This is a genomic window from Candidatus Marinimicrobia bacterium CG08_land_8_20_14_0_20_45_22 (assembly GCA_002774355.1).
Taxonomy (GTDB): domain Bacteria; phylum Fidelibacterota; class UBA2242; order UBA2242; family UBA2242; genus 0-14-0-20-45-22.
The window spans coordinates 1-3,159 of record PEYN01000183.1 but is presented as its reverse complement, the minus strand read 5'-3'; the positions used below and the strand labels follow the sequence as shown (position 1 = coordinate 3,159).

Sequence of the window (3,159 nt, the reverse complement as noted above, 5' to 3'; positions counted from 1 at the left end):
ACGGACAAAGTGACTTGTGACGATTGCGGCTCCGGTCTCAAACTTCTTTGGAATCTGAAAGTCGGCTGGGCAACTAACATGAATTACCGTTGCGTCTTTTTTCAGACCTTGCGACAGTGCGGTTTGTGCCTCCACCGGCAAGCCGAAAGTCGCCGGCATTAAAAACCAGAGAACGTTGACCAGAAAGAGCAATCCGCCGCCTAAATACCCATAAGCATATCCTTTCGCGCTGACGAAATCGATCCGCTTCTCATCTGCAACATCCGGCAGAAGCGAATCATAGAACGAATTAGCGCCTGCGAAACCGATATTTCCGATCGCATAAAATATCGCCGCAAGAAGCCATTCTCCCTGTTCGACCATGAACAAGCAACCAGTCAACAGCGCGCCGAGATATGCAAAAAATATCAGAAACCGCTTTTTCCCGGAACTTTGATCGGCAATTGCTCCCAGAATGGGCGAAATCAGTGCAACAATCAACGATGAAAGTGAATTCGCCAATCCCAGCATAGCTGTGCTCTCATTGACATCGGCGCCAGCGCTCCAGTAGGATTTGAAAAAGACCGGGAAAAAACCAGCCATGATCGTCGTTGCAAAAGCCGAGTTTGCCCAGTCATACATGACCCAGCCAAAGACATTTTTATCCTTTATGAGTCTCATAATCCGTCGATTCTAAAATGGATGTTTAAAAAAGATATCCGATATCGATATAGAGTTGCCGACCGGATTCAGTTGAGTGTCCCATGTCGGCATAGACGATGAAATTCTCGTTCCATGCGATATGAAGCCCGGCGCCTTTTCCGACATGAAGATTTTTAAGCGAATTCACCGGTTCATCATACCAGACTCTACCTGCATCGCAGAAAAGATTGCCCGCTAAATAAAAATCCTGATTAAATAAGGAAAACTCGTAGAATTTGTAGCGAAGTTCCATATTCACAAAAAGTTTGGTCGTTCCGATATAACGGTTTTTAAAAACACCGCGAAGCGTTCGGTAGCCGCCGATTCCTTCATCTGCCGCCCATGAACTTCCAAATGGATAGAGCATATTGAACGGTGCATCACCGAAAATATTTTCAAACACGACGCGGTTTGCATAAACGAGTTTTTTCGTGATTGGAAAATATCTTCTGTCCGTCAGAGTCAACCGTGAAAATGAATAATCGCTGCCAAGTAATTTTGTGTACCATTCGACAAGCGCTTCTGTCCAAACGCCTGAGTTCGGTGCCGGTTCGTTGTCCCGCGTATCATAGATGACGCCGACTTTTAGGAAATTATTTAACCCGCCCTTCGCTTCTTTCGATGTCAGAACGGATGAATTTTTATCGGTCTCAAATAACGTCGGAATTCCGTCATTACTCAGTTCTTCGTTGGAAACACTGACGACGCCGAGTCCAACCAATCCGGAAACGAGCGGTTTACCGTTTTTCCCGTACTTGAAGGCTTTTTGAAGGTTTGTAAAAAACTTGTACTGATTGGTCTTCATTCGGTAATAGTATTTGCTGTGTAACGTACCCAGAGAATTCTCATCATCGTCTATTTCAACATAACTCGCGTGATACTTTGTATCGTTGCCGAGGCCGTAATACGGATAGTACTTTTCCATCTGAATACGGATGCGGGCATTGATGCGCAATCCGTGACCGAGCATATACGGCGAATCGAAGAAAAGCGTATGATCCTGCTTTCCACCTGACGTGGCGAAAATGATCGGATTGATTTTGAAATAATACGGTGAATAACCGCCCTTGGAATAATTGAACAAATTCAGCAGAACACCATATCCGAAACCGTCGTCAGCATTGTAATTGATCGCCGGAACGCCGCCCCAACCCCAGCCGGTTCGTTTTTCGGACTGAGCAAAGACGGAATCAACAAGCATCACACAAAATACCAAAAGGATGAGTTTCTTTTTCATTTTCGCCTCAAAAAAGATTGGAGGAGCCGTTGTCCGACTCCTCCACAATTGAAATCATTGCACTAAAAGATCGATTTACAGACTTGCCTGAAGCCCAAACGCAAAGCCGAAAGTCGTCTGATTGTACTTTTCGGTAATTGTGCCTGTCGTCTTTTTCGCTTCGGTATAAAATGTATTCAAAGCGCCAATATTGATGGCAATCGACGGCGTCAGCGAATAGCGCAATCCAGCGCCAACCGTCCATGAATCCAGATTGAAATCCAAATCCGACTGCCCTACCGATTTCGCTCCACTGGTAGATTTTAAATAGCCGGCGCTGACAAGCAATTTCTCCGTCAACTTATATTCAGCGCCCAGACCGAACTCAAGACTGTTATCGAAATTTGCTTCATCGCCGTCCCAATCGACACCGGTATTACCAAAATAGTTGAAATCCGACATCAGTTTCAGCTTGCTCATTTTATAGGACAGGCCAACTGCTAACTGAGAAGGAATGTCAGCATTAAATTTAGCACCGTCAGTAAATTCTTCTGATCCACCATCTTTACCTGTTGCAGTTTCGTTCTCCATCTCAAGTTTTGTGATCGTTTCATAGCGAATACCGATATTTAAATTATCATTTGGGGATAAATTCACTCCCAATATCCCACACATTCCCGAACCGGAACGTTCCGCATCCACTTCTACATCGGCAAGAGCAGAACCTAAAATAGCACTAGTAAGGTCTCCTCCGCTGGAAGTATGCAACTTAATATTTTCCATATAACCTTCATAACTGTTTTTCGCAATCACATATCTGCCACCAAGTGACATTGATACAAGGTCATTTATTTTATAAGAAACGCCACCCTGAAAGCCATAATAAACGGAAGAACCGCTAAAATGTACATCTAAATCATAACCATTGATGGTTCCGTAAGGCGATAGCGCCGAATTAAAATAGGCAGCCGGCACGCCGACCAAACTGGCTAACGTGTACTCGAATAAAGGCAAGCCATCTTCATATTCTGCGCTTCCGCCGCCGCCAATCGGCATAAATCCAGCTGATAGGACTAATTTTCCATTTTATAGGCAACATAAGCCGTCGGGAATACCAGCGCCGCGACATCTCCAACAAATTCATCTTTATTCAGCGTTGCCGTATTGTTGTTTACCGTTTTCTTCTGCCAGATCGACTGGTTGCTGATGTCGAAGTGCAATCCGTCGGACAGTTTGGTCAGACCGGCTGGATTGAAATACGC

General features: G+C 44.8%; 4 protein-coding genes. All 4 read right to left on the bottom strand.

Features of this window, described 5'->3' with window-relative positions:
• The coding region (locus COT43_10410; protein ID PIS27463.1) for a hypothetical protein at positions 1-660 on the bottom strand (660 nt) is incomplete at its 3' end.
• Between the two features lie 25 nt (positions 661-685).
• A complete protein-coding gene (locus tag COT43_10405; GenBank protein ID PIS27462.1) occupies positions 686-1,918 on the bottom strand; it encodes a hypothetical protein in 1,233 nt (410 codons plus the stop codon).
• Positions 1,919-1,993: 75 nt separating this feature from the next.
• Positions 1,994-2,953, bottom strand: coding sequence for a hypothetical protein (locus tag COT43_10400; GenBank protein ID PIS27461.1), 960 nt, complete (start codon positions 2,951-2,953; stop codon positions 1,994-1,996).
• A gap of 17 nt (positions 2,954-2,970) precedes the next feature.
• A partial coding sequence (locus COT43_10395; protein ID PIS27460.1) for an aromatic hydrocarbon degradation protein occupies positions 2,971-3,159 on the bottom strand: 189 nt, incomplete at its 5' end.

What these genes read in the sequence shown, in the direction of transcription:
- COT43_10405 (PIS27462.1), bottom strand. Translation starts at nt 1,918, where the DNA reads ATGAAAAAGAAACTCATCCTTTTGGTATTTTGTGTGATGCTTGTTGAT.
- COT43_10400 (PIS27461.1), bottom strand. Translation starts at nt 2,953, where the DNA reads ATGCCGATTGGCGGCGGCGGAAGCGCAGAATATGAAGATGGCTTGCCT.